This is a genomic window from Streptomyces sp. NBC_01264, from assembly GCF_026340675.1.
Taxonomy (GTDB): domain Bacteria; phylum Actinomycetota; class Actinomycetes; order Streptomycetales; family Streptomycetaceae; genus Streptomyces.
On the sequence record NZ_JAPEOX010000002.1, the window covers coordinates 508,169 to 522,211 of the forward strand.

At 71.2% G+C, this 14,043-nt stretch carries 16 protein-coding genes and 2 pseudogenes; 8 read left to right on the forward strand and 10 right to left on the reverse strand.

Annotated elements, in window-relative coordinates:
- Positions 1–36 precede the first annotated feature (36 nt).
- From OG435_RS35190 to OG435_RS35200, 3 genes are all read right to left on the reverse strand, one after another.
- Positions 37–1,983 (reverse strand): DUF2264 domain-containing protein, encoded by a 1,947-nt coding sequence (locus tag OG435_RS35190; protein ID WP_266883213.1) that lies wholly within the window; start codon positions 1,981–1,983, stop codon positions 37–39.
- 74 nt (positions 1,984–2,057) lie between these two features.
- Positions 2,058–2,789 carry a hypothetical protein gene (locus OG435_RS35195; protein WP_266883215.1) on the reverse strand — a complete coding sequence of 244 codons (732 nt, stop codon included), beginning with the start codon at positions 2,787–2,789 and terminating at the stop codon, positions 2,058–2,060.
- 225 nt (positions 2,790–3,014) lie between these two features.
- A complete protein-coding gene (locus OG435_RS35200; protein WP_266883217.1) occupies positions 3,015–3,683 on the reverse strand; it encodes a TetR/AcrR family transcriptional regulator in 669 nt (222 codons plus the stop codon).
- Positions 3,684–3,787: 104 nt separating this feature from the next.
- On the opposite strand from OG435_RS35200, the gene OG435_RS35205 reads away from it, so the two are divergent.
- Complete coding sequence (locus tag OG435_RS35205; RefSeq protein WP_266883219.1) at positions 3,788–4,822, forward strand: aldo/keto reductase; 1,035 nt, start codon at positions 3,788–3,790, stop codon at positions 4,820–4,822.
- A gap of 58 nt (positions 4,823–4,880) precedes the next feature.
- Here the strand turns inward: OG435_RS35205 and OG435_RS35210 are convergent, their stop codons facing one another.
- The 6 genes from OG435_RS35210 to OG435_RS35235 all read right to left on the reverse strand — a co-directional run bounded on the left by OG435_RS35210 (position 4,881) and on the right by OG435_RS35235 (position 7,802).
- Positions 4,881–5,141: a hypothetical protein gene (locus OG435_RS35210; protein ID WP_266883221.1), complete on the reverse strand. Its 261-nt coding sequence runs from the start codon at positions 5,139–5,141 to the stop codon at positions 4,881–4,883.
- Positions 5,138–5,443, reverse strand: coding sequence for a DUF6247 family protein (locus OG435_RS35215; RefSeq protein ID WP_266883223.1), 306 nt, complete (start codon positions 5,441–5,443; stop codon positions 5,138–5,140). Before OG435_RS35215 ends, OG435_RS35210 begins: the two co-directional genes overlap by 4 nt.
- 64 nt (positions 5,444–5,507) lie before the next feature.
- Complete coding sequence (locus tag OG435_RS35220) at positions 5,508–5,783, reverse strand: hypothetical protein (protein ID WP_266883225.1); 276 nt, start codon at positions 5,781–5,783, stop codon at positions 5,508–5,510.
- Positions 5,784–5,788: 5 nt separating this feature from the next.
- On the reverse strand, positions 5,789–6,133 hold the full coding sequence (locus tag OG435_RS35225) for a hypothetical protein (protein WP_266883227.1): 345 nt from the start codon (positions 6,131–6,133) through the stop codon (positions 5,789–5,791).
- Positions 6,130–6,753 (reverse strand): TetR/AcrR family transcriptional regulator, encoded by a 624-nt coding sequence (locus OG435_RS35230; RefSeq protein WP_266883229.1) that lies wholly within the window; start codon positions 6,751–6,753, stop codon positions 6,130–6,132. The genes OG435_RS35225 and OG435_RS35230 overlap by 4 nt, the downstream gene beginning before the upstream one ends.
- Positions 6,750–7,802 carry a TlpA disulfide reductase family protein gene (locus OG435_RS35235; protein WP_266883231.1) on the reverse strand — a complete coding sequence of 351 codons (1,053 nt, stop codon included), beginning with the start codon at positions 7,800–7,802 and terminating at the stop codon, positions 6,750–6,752. The genes OG435_RS35230 and OG435_RS35235 overlap by 4 nt, the downstream gene beginning before the upstream one ends.
- On the opposite strand from OG435_RS35235, the gene OG435_RS35240 reads away from it, so the two are divergent.
- Positions 7,801–8,595: an NAD-dependent protein deacetylase gene (locus tag OG435_RS35240; protein ID WP_266886364.1), complete on the forward strand. Its 795-nt coding sequence runs from the start codon at positions 7,801–7,803 to the stop codon at positions 8,593–8,595. The two genes, OG435_RS35235 and OG435_RS35240, sit on opposite strands and share 2 nt — an antisense overlap.
- Positions 8,596–8,683: 88 nt before the next feature.
- Positions 8,684–9,235, forward strand: a complete 552-nt coding sequence (locus OG435_RS35245; RefSeq protein ID WP_266883233.1) for an EF-hand domain-containing protein — start codon at positions 8,684–8,686, stop codon at positions 9,233–9,235.
- A 13-nt stretch (positions 9,236–9,248) separates the two neighbouring features.
- On the opposite strand, the pseudogene OG435_RS35250 reads toward OG435_RS35245, so the two are convergent.
- Positions 9,249–10,309 (reverse strand): annotated as a pseudogene (locus OG435_RS35250) (oxygenase MpaB family protein).
- Between the two features lie 97 nt (positions 10,310–10,406).
- On the opposite strand from OG435_RS35250, the gene OG435_RS35260 reads away from it, so the two are divergent.
- From OG435_RS35260 to OG435_RS35285, 5 genes and pseudogenes are all read left to right on the forward strand, one after another.
- Positions 10,407–11,048, forward strand: coding sequence for a TetR/AcrR family transcriptional regulator (locus OG435_RS35260; RefSeq protein WP_266883237.1), 642 nt, complete (start codon positions 10,407–10,409; stop codon positions 11,046–11,048).
- Between the two features lie 55 nt (positions 11,049–11,103).
- Complete coding sequence (locus OG435_RS50440; RefSeq protein WP_353962791.1) at positions 11,104–11,313, forward strand: helix-turn-helix domain-containing protein; 210 nt, start codon at positions 11,104–11,106, stop codon at positions 11,311–11,313.
- Positions 11,310–11,897 (forward strand): transposase, encoded by a 588-nt coding sequence (locus OG435_RS35265; RefSeq protein WP_266883239.1) that lies wholly within the window; start codon positions 11,310–11,312, stop codon positions 11,895–11,897. Before OG435_RS50440 ends, OG435_RS35265 begins: the two co-directional genes overlap by 4 nt.
- 9 nt (positions 11,898–11,906) lie before the next feature.
- Positions 11,907–13,251: pseudogene (locus OG435_RS50815) on the forward strand (IS701 family transposase); the annotation flags it as partial.
- 319 nt (positions 13,252–13,570) lie between these two features.
- Positions 13,571–14,041: a hypothetical protein gene (locus tag OG435_RS35285; RefSeq protein WP_266883247.1), complete on the forward strand. Its 471-nt coding sequence runs from the start codon at positions 13,571–13,573 to the stop codon at positions 14,039–14,041.
- The last annotated feature ends 2 nt before the right edge of the window (positions 14,042–14,043 follow it).

The window sequence follows — 14,043 nt, forward strand, 5'->3', positions numbered from 1 at the left end:
AGAGAGGTACGGCGAGAGGTGCGGGGCCTGCGGCCGCTATCCGGCGGCCGGTGACAGGTGCTCCACGCTCAGGGGCCCGAAGGCGATGCGGGTCAGTGATCCGTCGTGCGCCCACCGCACCTCGATGGATCCCTCGTCAGCCGTCACCACGGTGACCGCCTCGGCCGTGGGCGCCGGATCCGGCTCGCCGGTGAGCGCGGCCAGCGCCGCGTACAGGCGTGTCCCGTCGGCCTCGGCCGTCAGGCGGGGCATGCTCGCCCAGCGTGTGAAGGCGGTCCCGGCGGGCGCCCTCGCCTCGTCCCGCGCCTCCCAGCCGTACACCGGGTGGAGCTCCGAGCGCAGGGGCTCCCCGGGCCCCGTGGCCCAGCCCGTCTGCTCCACGCGTGCCTCGCGCTGGGCTCCGTACGGGGCTCCGGACACCCGGTGCACGCGCAGTTCGTGCGGGCCGCGGACGAAGGTGACGCTCTCCACGCGCAGGCCGGGGACCATGGGCGCGCCGCCCGGGAAGACCGGACGGTGCCAGGACGCGGCCCAGCCCCAGCCGTCCCCCTGCCCGGTGCCCAGCGGGTGGATGCGCCGCCGGACGCTGCGGACGCCCGCCACCACCACGGCGAGGTGGTTGTCCGGGGTGTTGGCACTCGCGGTGGGGCCGCTGCGGGTGGAGTAGGCCTGACGGGAGTAGAGCGGGTCCTCGTCGCGGGCCGCTTCCGACTGATCCGGCCCGACGTGGTCGCTCCCGTGGTTGTGCAGTCGTACGATCCCGTCGGCGCGGGTGGTCTGGATCAGCAACCCGGGGGCCCGCAGGGCCAGCACCCGGTCGGGCCCCTCACTGGGCGCGGGCTCCTCCGTCGCCGTCCACAGGGGGTGCGTCTGCGGGGCGAGCAGGCAGACGAAGGCCTTGGAGGCCCAGTACGGCGAGGCCGGTCCGGAGTACCGCTGCAGGCTCGCCCCGTGCGGGCCGTGCCAGCCGAGGGTGAGCAGGCCGTCGGCTCCGACGGCGCCCCGGTCGAGGAAGTAGCGCAGCGATCCGCTGATCAGGCGGCGCGAGGTGCCGGGGCTGAGCGGGGTGTGGCCGGTGACGGCACCGAGGCCGACGGCCGACGCGGCGGCGAAACGGTAGGTGAGGGAACGCCCGAAGTGGATCGGCGCCCCGTCCGCCCCGAAGAGGAGGGAGAAGCTGTCCAGGTGGGCCCGCAGGCGGTCGCCGTACGGGACCTTCTGGTCCGGCGAGGCGTCTCGGTGGGCATCGGGGTGGACGTCGAGGGAGGCGGCGAGGTGTGCGTCGAGCACCGGATACAGGTGCAGCGCCCAGCCGTTGTAGTGGTCGAAGGCCCGGCCGTCGCCGTCGGCGTACCAGCCCTGACCCTCGTACCAGCCCTCCAGGAGCTCGAGGGCGCGGCTGCGGGCCCGGGCCGTCTCGGCGTCGCCTCGGCCCACGGACTCCAGGAATCCGGCCACGGTGTACGGGAAGAGGTACCAGTTGTTGGGGCTGGGCAGATGACGCAGGGCGCCGCGCAGCCACTCCTCGGTCCGGTCCTGCACCGCGCTGTCGAGGCGGTCCCACAGCCACGGCCGGGTCAGCCGGAGCCCGAGGGCCACCGAGGCCGACTCGACCATCGGCTGGCCCCCCGCGTAGACGTCGCGGATGACCGGCCAGGACTCCGCGTCGTCGCGGCCCGGCGTCCGGGTTCCCGCCGCCAGACCCTGCGCGTACCGCTCCAGCCAGCCGTACGGGTCCGCTCCCGCGGCCCCCGCGACGCGGAACGCCGCGGCGAGGAAGGTGCGGGCATAGCCTTCGAGCCCGTCGGAACGCACCCCGGAGACGGAGGGCGTTCCCGGCAGGTCGAGCAGGGCCCCGCCCGGCGTGGCCCACTGCCAGGCGGAACGCAGCAGCCCGTCGGCCACCGCCTCCCAGTGGGCGCGGCCGTAGCCGGTGTACGGGCTCGACCCGCGGTCTTCGCGGGGCAGTCCGGGAAGGGTCATGCGGGGATCTTGATCGAACGGCCGGATCGGGTCAAGAGAGCCGGTCGAAACGATCGAAACGATCGAACGGGAGGTCAGAGCGAGGCGTTCCAGGCCGTGGTCAGCCCGTCCAGCCACGCGGGCGGCAGCTCCGCCGCGTCCCACTCCTCCCGCAGGGCCTGCGGCTCAGCGAGGAGCCGTTCGAGTACGGCGATGCTCGTGGCGGAGTGGACGAGCGAGAAACGGCCGTGCACCGTGATGGCACTGCCCGCTCCGAACGTCGCGAACAGCCGGCCCAGCCGGGTCCGGTGGGTATCGGTGAACTCGGTCAGCAGCCCGGCGTACCGGGCCCGTTGCCTCGGGCTCATCGTGGCGAGGACGGCGGTGAGCACCTCCTCGGTCGCTTCCGGATCCAGTTCCGAGACCTCTGCGAAGGACAGGTACAGGGGCGTGAGCGCCACCTGCGTCCGCTCCACCTCCATGCGCCTGGCCCGCGGGCGCTGTCCGGCCGCGTCCTGTTCCCCGTCCGGGCTCACCACCCGGAGCAGGGTGCGCTCGGTGACCTCGCCCAGCTCCGCCAGGAGGTCTCCGGCTCCGTCGAGCCATCCCGACTCGTACGGCTCGCCCTTGTCTCCCGGCGCGCGTCGGTCCCGGTCGCTCAGTTCCTCGTACGCGAGCGCCAGCGCGCCCGCTTCCAGCAGGCCGATCAGTTCGCCCGCGTCACCGGAAGGGACCCCTGCTCGTGCGAGGAGTTGCAGGAGCGTCGTCCTCGCGTTGTCGACACTGACCTCGTCCGGCCACTGCCGTCCCTCGTCGGCCCCGCTCATCAGTTGCTCTCCGTTCTCGGCCACCGCACCGCCCAGCGCTTCATTGTCACCGAGCGCCGCCGGGGAGGCCGGACCGAGCGGCCCCCGGTTCGTCCCCGCAGCTTCGGGAACTGGCTTCCTGAGCTGGGACTCTATGCGGCGGCGTGCTGTTGTCGAGCGGTTTCCCCGCATCCGGCAATCTACCCATAACCCGCCCCGGGCCGGGGCGCCGCCCGCACGAGCGCCCTACGGGAGTCCCTGGGCCTCCCGTACGTACGCCCCCGCGCGCGCGGCGGCCACCGCCGCGGCCGCGGAGGCGTCGGCCTGGGCCTCGTCGAGCGGGAGGGTCGTGGTCAGGAGGCGGTAGTAGAGGGGGGCGGACACCGCGCGGATCACCTCGTGCGGATCGGTTCCCTCGGGCAGCTCTCCGCGGGCCACGGCCTCGCGGACGCACGGAGCCCACTCCTCGACGCGCACCGCGTAGAAGCCGTGCAGCGATTCGGCCGCCGTCGGGTCGTACGTGGCGGCCGCGATCACCGCCTTGAACAGGGCCCCTTGCCGGGGGTCGGCCAGGGTGCGGCACACCAGCCGGGCGTTGGCCGTCAGGTCCCCGAGGAGCGAGCCGCTCTCCGCCCGAGGGACGGACTGCTGCGCCATGTCCTGCAGCAGGTCGGACATGAGGCCGGCGACGGTGCCCCACCGCCGGTAGACGGTGGTCTTGCCGACGTCCGCGCGCCGCGCGACGTCGGCGAGGTCCAGGTGGGCGAAACCCCGCTCGGCCAGGACGTCCTCGGCGGCCCGGAGCACGGCCTCCCGCACGCGCGCCGTACGCCCGCCGGGCCGTGCGCTCCCCGGCCCGGCCGCCGGGGCGGCTGGTCCGGTCTCCCTGTCCGGTGCGGCTTCGGCGAACTCCATAACGGGACTCCAGTTCCATTAACTGCCACGACTTGATACGCTCCAGCCATCTTAACGGAACCACAGGCCCATTAGATGGACTGCGGGCGATGAGGGGATGCGTCATGAAGTACAGGCGGCTGGGTACGTCCGGGCTTCTGGTCCCGGAACTGAGCTTCGGTGCCGGCACCTTCGGCGGGCAGGGACCGCTCTTCGGCGCCTGGGGCGACACCGGTGTGGAGCAGGCGCGCCGCCTGGTGGACATCTGCATCGACGCCGGAGTCACGATGTTCGACACCGCCGACGTCTACTCCGCCGGCGCCTCGGAGGAGGTCCTGGGAGCCGCCCTCAAGGGGCGCCGGGACCAGGTGCTCATCTCCACCAAGGCCGGCCTGCCCACGGGCGACGGGCCGGGCGCGGCGGGAACCTCCCGTTCCCGCCTGATCGCCTCCGTCGACGATGCGCTGCGCCGCCTGGACACCGATTACATCGACCTCTTCCAGCTGCACGCCTTCGACGCCGGCACACCCGTCGAGGAGGTGCTGTCCACCCTGGACGACCTGGTCCGGGCGGGGAAGATCCGCTACACCGGCATCTCCAACTTCTCCGGATGGCAGGCGATGAAGTCCCTCGCCGCGGCGGACCGGCACGGCCGCCCGCGCTACGTCGCCCATCAGGTCCACTACTCCCTCGTCGGCCGCGACTACGAATGGGAGCTCCTGCCCCTGGCACTCGACCAGGGCCTGGGCGCGATCGTCTGGAGCCCGCTCGGCTGGGGCCGGCTCACGGGCAAGATCCGCCGTGGCGTGCCGCTGCCCGCCGGCAGCAGGCTGCACGACACCGCCGACTACGGTCCGCCGGTCGAGGACGAGTACCTCTACCGCGTGATCGACGCCCTGGACGAGGTCGCCGGGGAGACGGGCAGGGCCGTCCCCCAGATCGCCCTGCGGTGGCTGCTCCAACGGCCGACCGTGTCCTCCGTCATCATCGGCGCCCGCAACGAGGAGCAGCTGCTCCAGAACCTCGGCGCCGTGGGCTGGACGCTCACCCCGGAGCAGATGGCGAAGCTCGACGCGGCGAGCAGCCGGACGGCGCCCTACCCCTACTTCCCGTACTACCGGCAGGAGGGATTCGCCCGCCTCAACCCTCCGGCGGTCTGAGCCGGTTGAGCCGACCGAGGCGACGGCGGCGTCCGACCGGCGGCCTGTGCGCCGGACTTCAGCCGAGCCACAGGATGTTCAGCACGGACAGGCGGTGCTGCGGCCGGTTGATCCAGTAGGTGAGCGATGTCCGGCCGACGGAGGCCAGCCGTACGTCCTGGCCCTCGGAGTCGTCGGGGTTCCACCGGGGGAACCCCCAGGGGGCGGCCGCGGCGGCGTCCAGAACGCCCCAGACCGCGTGCTCGGCGTGCTCGGGCAGGGTGTCGAGCACCTTCGCGGCCGGCCCGGAGAAACGGATTCCGTACGGCTCTCCGGTCACCGGCGCCTGCTCCGCAGCTCGGCCGCCTCCACGAAGGCGCCGTCGTCGTGGCCGGACGCGACGAACGCGTCGACCGCCGGGGCGGAGGCGAGGCGGGCCTGCCAGACCTGGAGGGTCTCGTACAGCGCGGCCAGGGAGAACGTGCGGCGGGACTCCTCCAGCGCGGCGGTCCACTCCCGCTCGAAGGCCGGTACCCACTGCGGTGCGCGTCGGTCGTCGCGCAACTGGTCGAGGAGTTCGGCCGGGGCTCCCGGCGCGGGGGCGTACGGCAGGACGGTGGCGTGGTCGGGCTGCGCGCTCATCGGCTGTTCCTCCCGGCGGGTCGTACCCCCACGGTACGCGCGCGGGAGTGCGCATGACGGGTGCTCAGGGCGAGCCGTTCGTCAGCAGCAGGTGGAACGTGTGGTCCCGGTGTACGAAGGTGGCGGTATCGGAGCCGCCCCCGTCGAAGTACGCCGGCCACAGCGGTTCCTCCTCCGTGAAGTAGCCGGTGGAGCGCAGGAAGTCGGGGCTGACGTCGGCGCACGACCAGGCCGGGCCCTCGTCCGCACCGAGGAGTTCCCGGGTGAAGTCGCGCACCAGCCTCTCGGCGTCCGCCGCCGGACAGTGGTGACCGTACGGGCTGAACGCCTCGCGGAGCATCCAGCTCAGGCGCGCCGGGAAGCCGGCGGGTTCGAGCGGGTGAGCGTGGCGCGGAAGCCCGGGCGCAGCAGCGGACGACCGAAGGGCTCGTCGTCGTACGCGTCGCCCGGGTTGTGCCGGTCGCGGCGCGCGTCGGCGGCGCGCAGCAGCCGCTCGAACAGCGGGCTGCGCAGGAAGGCATGCAGGACGTCCTGACGGTTTCCGGTCGTGACGGGCACGTCGCAGTCCGCCGTGAGCAGCAGGGTGTTGCTGTTCACGGCCCGGTCCACGGCGGAGAGGAAGGCGTCGATGGCCGGAGGTTGGGGATCGGGCGGCCGCAGCGGCTCGGTGAACACCGTCCCGATGATCACGCCACTCGTCCTGACTGCAGGAACGCGGCCACCGCGGCCCTGGTGAGGGTCTGGTAGCGGTCCTCCGCCGTCCGGGCCGTGAAGTGGCCCGCGAGCTCCAGGGTGATCGAGCCGTGGGCGGCGGCCCAGATGACGTCCGTGACCTCCTCGACGTCCACGTCCGGGCGGAAGACGCCGCTCTGCGCGCAGGCGCGTACGGCTTCGCGGAGGACTTCCAGGCTGTCGGCGGCGATCGCGCGGGCCTCGGGGGTGGGTGTGAAACCGGGGATGAGGCCGGCGAACATCACCTGGTAGAGGTTGCGTTCGGTCAGGGCGTTCTCGCGGTAGGCACGGCCGAGGGCGGCGAGGTGGGCGGGCGGGTCGGCGGACGGGGGGACGGCCTCCAGGCTGAGGCGCAGGCGGGAGAAGCCTTCCTGGTACAGGGCTTCGGCGATGCCGTCCTTCGCGCCGAAGTGGCGGTAGAGGACGGTGGTCGAGCAGCCGGCCGCGCTGGCGATGCGGCGCATGGTCAGGGCGGCCGGTCCTTCCGCCGCGAGGAGCTGGGCGGCCAGGTCGAGGAGGGCCGCGCGCAGCGCCTCCTGGCCCTGGAGCTGGGTGCGGGCGAACAGGCCGTCGCTCATGCCTGCTGCCAGTCGCCGAGGGGGCGGTAGATCGGGATGCCCGCTTCGGTGAGCGCGGTGCGCTTGGCGAAGTATGCGTCGCCCATCGGGTCCAGGCCGCGCAGCGGCATGGTTCCGCGCCAGATGGTCAGGTCCTCCGGTGCGAGCCGCTCGGCCCGCGCGAAGTGTTCCTCGGCTTCCGTCGTACGTCCGGCGCGGTGGAGCCACAGGCCCAGGGCCGCTTCGGTTCGGGCCGACTGCTGGGTCGCCGTGGCCCGGCGGGTGTGCCGGGTGACGTCCTCGTCGGACAGTCCGCTGTCGCCGGTGAGGACCCAGCGGTCGAGGGCGGCCAGCGCCGCGCCGGAGTCCAGACCGGACAGTTCGCGGAACAGGTCCGTCGCGAACTGCGTGTCGTTGGGGCGGGCCACCTGCCCCTCCTCGTCGATCCACAGGACGGTCGGGACGTTCAGGACGTCGTAGAGGTCGGACACGACGCCGTCGGTGTCGATGAGTGCGGGGTGGGTGACGGCGGCCTCGGCGATCCACGGCGCGGCGTCCTCGGTGCGGCGGTCCACCGCGACGCTGAGGACGCTGAAGCCGTGTTCGGCGAGTGCGGCGTGGCGGCGTTCCCACTCGGGAAGGTCGTAGCGGCAGCCGCACCAGGAGCCCCAGAAGACCAGGGCGACCTTGCGGCCGCGCAGGTCGCTCAGCGAGTGCGGCACGCCGTCGGCGTCGGGGAGGGTGAAGTCGGGGGCGGTGACGCCGCCGAGGGCGCGGGAGCGCTCCTGCGCGGAAACCCCGAGGGCGATCACCCCGGTGCCGGTCGCGACCGGGCGGTCGAGGATCCCGGCGAACGCCACCGGGTCGAGCAGACCCTCGTGTTCGGCCCGGGCCGCGGCGGACGAGGGTACGCAGAGGTCGCCCCGGCACCAGCCGTGCGGCTTGCGGACCCAGCCGAGGGCCCGTTCGGCCGCCTCCGGGGTCAGGAGAACGCGGCCCGCCGGGCCCTCGTACGCGGCTACGACGGTTTCCCTGCCATCGTCCAGGATCGTGACCTGCGTGCTGTCCATGACAACCCCCGCCACACTCGTGGAGTCGGGCATCCCCGACTACCGGGGCGAGCGGGGCAGCCTGCGCCGGCACACGCCCATGACCTACCAGGAGTTCACCGGCGGCGAGCGGGCCCGGCGCCGCTACTGGGCGCGCAGCCACCTCGGCTGGCGCACGTTCGGGCGCGCCGCGCCCAATGCCGGGCACCGGGCCGTCGCGGCGTTCGGGCGGCGCGGGATGCTCGCGGGGGTGATCACCCAGAACGTCGACGGCCTGCACCAGGCCGCCGGCAGCGAGGGGGTGGTGGAACTCCACGGAAGCCTCGGCCGGGTCGTCTGCCTCTCCTGCGGCGCCCTCAGCGCCCGCGGGGACCTCGCCCGACGTCTGGAAGAGGCGAACCCGGGCTTCGCGCCGACGCCCGCCGCGCTGAACCCGGACGGTGACGCCGACCTCACCGACGAGCAGGTCGCGGACTTCCGCCCGGCGCCCTGCGCGAGGTGCGGCGGCGTCCTCAAACCGGATGTGGTGTTCTTCGGCGAGAACGTCCCGCCGGAGCGCGTCGGGAGCTGCCGCGAACTGGTCGACGCGGCGACCTCTCTGCTGGTCCTGGGCTCCTCACTGACGGTGATGTCCGGGCTCCGCTTCGTCCGCCAGGCGGCCCTGGCCGGCAAGCCCGTACTGATCGTCAACCGGGACCCGACCCGCGGCGACCGGCACGCCGCCACCCGGATCGCACTCCCCCTCGGACCGACCCTCACCGACCTGGCGGACGGGCTGGGCGTCGCCCTCGAGGAGCCGGCCACACCCCACTGAGGGTGACCTCTCGCCCACATGTGCCCGTGGAGGCGCAGGCGCGCCCGGACCTACAGTTACGCGCTGTCCGCTACGAGGGAGGCCCGTCATGGCCAGCGCGTTTCAGGAGCAGAAGCTCAGGGGGATGTTCGCCGCGTTCGACGCGGACGGCGACGGCTATCTGCGCGAGGAGGACTTCGCGGCCCTCGTCGATCGCTGGAGCCGGCTCCCGGGAGTGGGTCCCGGGACGGAGTTGCGCGTACGCGTCGAGGCGCTGCTGATGGGCTGGTGGGCGGCGCTGCTCGAAGCGGGGGACGCGAACGGGGACGGCGCGGTCGACATGGGCGAGCTGCTCTCCCTCGTCGACAGGCTGCCCGCGATGGTCGCGGAGGTCACCGCGACCGCCGACACCGTGTTCGCCGCCGTGGACTCCAACGGCGACGGCCGCATCTCGCCGGAGGAGCACCATCGGCTCGTCGAGACCTGGAACGGGCAGCCCGTGGACATGACGGGCGTCTTCGAACTGCTCGACCTGAACGGGGACGGGCACCTCAGCCGCGAGGAATTCGCCCTGCTGTGGCGGCAGTTCTGGATGAGCGACGACCCGACGGAACCGGGCAACTGGCTCTGTGGCCGGTTCCCCCACCAGGGCGCCTCCTAGGCCTCCCTCCGCGTCAGGCCAGCGGGCCGAGCACCTCCTGGGATTCGATGAGTCCCTGGTCGCTCGGGGCCCTCCCGTAGCCGAAGACGCGTTCCGCCTGGCGCGCCCTGAGCTCGGCGTGCGCCTCGGCGGGCTTCGCGTAGCCGTATCGGGTGCGGGCCTGCTCGGGGGTGAGGACCTCCTTGGTGCGGGGCGGGACGCCGAGCTTGACGGGCGCGACCACCTTGACCGTGGAGGGCGAGAGCATTCCCAGCAGGAACAGTTCGACGCGGGGGCTGAGGTGGGCGAGCGCGAAGGACGTCCGCATGACCGGGACGATGAGCACGTCCAGGAGGCGTGATTGCCGGATCTGCGCCATCTCCCGCATCCAGCGGGGCATGGTGGCGATCGTCGCGATCCGGTGCGTCCTCGCCACAACCATCCGTCCGGGCTTCATCCACCACGGGGTCGGCGGGAGGACCAGGTCGGTGTTCAGGAGGTGGTTCATGGCCTGCCGGGCGATCGGACTGGCCTCCAGGTGCGGACGCATCTGCTCGAAGTACGCCCGGATTCCCGCACGATCGCGCGGGACGTCGTCGGGCGAGCAGGTCTGGAACTCCGCGGCGAGGGCGCAGGACTCCCAGTACTCCTTCTCCTCCTCGGCGGTGAGCTTGCCCGGCCCGTACTTCTCGTAGGCGTACAGGATGGAGTGCCAGCCGGTGATCTGTATCCACAGTGCGAGGCGGGGTCGTTGGCGTCGTAGGTGCCCTCGCCGTAGGGCAGGTGACCGATGGCCTTCGAGTGGACCTTGACCAGGACGTCCGCCGCCTTGCACACCTGGTCCGAGCCGGCGAAGGCGACCATGGCGAAGTAGCGCAGGGTGCGGTCGTAGCGGGTGCGGGTGCGGTCGTAGATGCCCTGGGTGCCGTGGACCGCGGCCACCAGCGGCGGGTCGAGCTCCTCCACGACCACGGAGCGCTGGAAGCCCACCGTGGGCGCCGTCGGGTAGCTCCACACCTTCCAGACCACCGATCCGGGACCGAAGAACCCGTAGTCCTCGTGCGGTTCGACCTCTGTGCCGTTCAGACGGGCCATCAGGCCGCTCCCTTGTGTTCCGGCAGCGGGTGCGTACCGCTCCCCCAATAAGACAGGACTGTCTTAAATTAAGACACGACTGTCGTAAGATGCCAAGGTGTCGACACCGACCTCTTCGAGCGACAGGCCGCGCAGGCGGCGTCCCTACGCTCCGCGCGTCCCGATCGCCGAACGCCGCGAGCAACTGCTCGACGCCGCCCTCGCCGTGATCGTGAGCGACGGCTACCGCCGGGTCTCGATCGACGCGATCGCCAAGCGGGCGCAGGTCGCCCGCTCGGTGGTCTACGGGGCCTTCGACGACCTCGACGACCTGCTGCTGACCCTCCTCGACCGGCAGCAGGAGCTCGCGTTCACCCGCCTGCTCGCCAGCGTTCCCGACGCCCGACGCACCCGCGACCCGGTCGACTTCGCCTGTGAGGCGGTGCACCGGATGGCCGCCATGCTGCGGGAGGACCCGGACACCTGGCGCCTGATCCTGCTGACTCCGGCGACCACTCCCCCGGCCGTCCGCGCGCGCATCGAAGCGGACCGCGAGCGGTTCCGGCGCCGGGTCGCCTCGTGGATCGAGTCCGCGCCGGACACCGCGGGTCCCGCACCGGACCCCGAGATCCTCGCGCACGCCCTGGTCGCCTCCGCGGAGCATTTCGCGCGCCTCGCGCTCACCTCCACCGACGCGTACGACGCCACCCGGCTCGCCGGCCAACTGCGACTGCTGCTCAGCGGCATCTGGTCCTACTGATCTTTTCGTAAGTTCGGTGGGTGTTGTGTCGAGTTGTTCGAGGACGCTGTCTCGAATGCGGAGATCGCACGCGCGGTGGCGAGTCGGCGCCGTCGTTGAGCGGGTGACGGGAGTGGGGCTGTCGAGGGCGTCGGTGTGGCGGTTGCTGACCGGCCGGCTCGGATGGAGTCTGCAGAGGCCCGAGCGGCGGGCGGCCGAGAGGGACGAGTCGGAGATCGCCCGCTGGATCGCGCATGAGTGGCCGCGGATCAAAAAGGGGCCGTGAACCCACGTGCCTGGATCGTGTCCCCCGACGAATCGGGCGTCTCCCTGCTGCCTCAGATCCGCCGCACCTATGCACCCCGAGGTCGGCCCCCTCTGCTGCGGCACCGGCTGAACTGGAAGCGGGCATCGATGGCCGGGGCCCTGGGATACCACTCCACCGGCCCCGATCGAGGGGCCCGCCTGTGCTTCCACCTCAAGCCCGGCAGCTTCGACACCGCCGCCCTCATCGAGGTCCTGGAGCAGATGAAAGCGTTCTACCGCGGCGAGCGGGTGGTCCTGGTCTGGGACGGCCTGTCCGCCCATTGGAGCCGGGCGATGCGGGCGTGGGGCGCCGGCCAGGACTGGCTCGCCCTGGAGCGATCACCCGCCTACGCACCCGAGCTGAACCCGGTGGAGCTGCTGTGGTCCTACTCAAAAAAACGTGAACCCGGCAACCTCGTCGGCGACCACCTCGCCGACGTCGCGGACCTCGAAGTGGGTGCGGGCGCGTTCGGTCAGGCGGTGGCGCAATCGTGCTGCAGGGACTCGGGCGGGTTCTTGGCCATGGACCCCATCTTGCCGACCGCGCGGCCGGGTGCGCCATGATCAGTCACGGCAGCTGAAGCTCCGTCGTTAGCCGAGCAGGTATGGGGCGAGACATTCGGAAGGGTGATGACGGCGGTCGCGGGCTGTTTCGCAGGGTGTGAGGCACGTGCGACGGCTGTGGAGCTGATCACGGGGCCGTTGCTGGAGCTGGATACGCGCAATTGCTGGACTCTCGGGCAGGCGCTGGGACATCCGGGACCTCACCGGTTGCAGCACCTGTTGTCTCAGGCTCGGTTCGATCACGACCTGGCTCGGAGGGAGATCGTCGGTCTGGTCGTCGATGAACTCGCCGGGCAGGAAGTGGTGTTGGCAGTGGAGGAAACGGGGATGCGACATCGCCCACGGACTGTGTGGGAGTCGGCAGGCAGTACTCGGGGCGATCGGTGGTGTCGGTCTGCGCCAGGTCGCGGTGCACCTGGCAGCGGTCACCGCGACCACGACGGTGATCATTGACCGGGTCCCGTACCTCCCGGCGGACTGGGCCGCGGACGAGGAACGCCGCGAGGTCGCCGAGGTGCCGGAACCGATCGTCCTCGCGACGAAACCGCAGCAGGCCCTGGCCAAGGTCGCAGACGCGCTCGCCACGGGGATTGCAGCCCGCTGGTTCGCGGGCGACGAGGTGTACCGCGGCCGTGAACTGCGCCGGGGCATACGCTCGCCGGGGCTCGGCTATGCGGTCGCCATCCCGGCTTCCTACCAGGCCACCGACGGGGAAGGCCACCGCTGGGAGGCTCCGCAAAAGCTGATCAACAAAGTGCGGCCCGGGCAGTGAATGCGCCGGCAGACCGGACACGGCACCAAGGGCACCCGCGAGTACGACCGGGTCTGGCTCGACGTCCGCCCCGACGACACTCCCGACGAGAACGCGGCCCCGGCCGGGATCGGGATCCGGATCGGGGCGAGTGTGCTGGTCGCGCGGCGGCATCGCTACGCCGATGAGGTGTCCCATTTCCGCTGATGGGCACCCGGCGACGTCTCGCTGGCCACGCCGCTGGAAGTGATCTGCCGCAGGTGGCAGATCGAGGAAGCCTTCCAGTTCACCAAGGGCTTCACCGGGCTCGACCAGAGCCAGGTGACCTGCTGGAACTCCTGGATGCGCTGTTCACTGTTCTCCCTGATCGCCGCCGCCGTCCTCGCCCTCACGGCCACAGCCGTCCATGAAGACTCCGAGCCGCAGCCCGGACTCATCCCGCTGACCTGCCCCCAGCTCATCCGTCTCCTGCGGGCCCTCGTGCTAGCCCCGCCAGCCCGCGACCGTGACCACGTCCCGCACTGGACCGCCTTCAGACGCCATCACCAGGCCGTCGCAACCGCCTGCCACCAGCAGCGACACCACCATCACGACGAGCCATGATCACGAACTACAGCTGCCGTGACAGACAGAAAACCCGATCACGACCCTACCGAATGCTTACACCAACTCACCGGCTGACGAATTCAGCAACAGAGCCGCCCTGGCCGGGGCCCTGCACCTGTCGTGCCCATAAGTGCGGCCTTTGAGGACGCGCTCCAGCCTCATCAGATAATCGATCGGTCAGCCGCGCCGTACGAAATCTTGCCCTTGAGGTAGTGGCGGCCCTTCGGCGCTCAGGACAGTATGACTCACTAATCGGACGCATAGAGCGCATACATCCTAGCTCCGTCCGGAAAACTCTCGAGCGTTGAGGAAAACGATGGACTATACACAGCAGAGATCAGATTTCGGCACTGCGGTCGCCAACATCGACGGGATCGATGCGCTTATCGATAGCCTGCAGCTGGATGCGGAATTCCTGGGGAAGGCAGCGACTGCGAACCAAGCAGTTGATGTTGTTGAAATGATCCGATCCGCCTCTGTGAATGATTCGTTTCAGACTGCACGGACAGCCCTGTGCGCGTTGAGGGAGTGGGAGGCGCACGCGAGCTTGGGTGAGTTCCAGTTCATTCTGGGCGCTCGCGCAGACCGGGGGGACGGGCACTACTGGTACGGATCCTATTTCTCCAATGACCGCTATCAACGCCCCAATGCCTGGAGGGAATGGACGGACCCCCAGGAAACCCACCAGCAGCTGGTTGAATTGGGGGTGTCCCAAGGCATGAGCGAACGGGACGTGAATCAAATCATCGAGAAAATTGTCGCCAAACTCCAGAATGCGAAGGTCTGATC